This window comes from Bradyrhizobium sp. Kon58, assembly GCF_055807455.1.
This window is the reverse complement of the sequence record NZ_JBVVOT010000592.1, coordinates 1-247: the sequence shown is the minus strand read 5'-3', so window position 1 is coordinate 247 and position 247 is coordinate 1. Positions and strand designations below refer to the sequence as shown.

Genomic DNA, 247 nt, shown 5'->3' with positions numbered 1-247 from the left:
TGGTATAATCGCAATTTAGTGATTATAGCTAATATAGAGCGGCATCAAACAAATGAGCCATTAACCACAGCGCTAACAACAAGACAATACAAACTGCAAAATCTATTGATACAACATTTTTTTCGACCAAAGCAAATACTGCGAATGCTCCGATCAATACACCAACACTTTGCCAAACAACTAAAATATGGCGATTAATATCATTAAACATTTGATCATACATCTTCAAAAGCAAGTCTTCTCTGCT

1 protein-coding gene is annotated in these 247 nt (G+C 34.4%); it reads right to left on the bottom strand.

Annotated features, from left to right (window positions below):
- Positions 1-28 precede the first annotated feature (28 nt).
- Positions 29-247 (bottom strand): hypothetical protein (locus AC0L20_RS41600; RefSeq protein ID WP_473295927.1); only part of this gene is annotated, 219 nt, incomplete at its 5' end.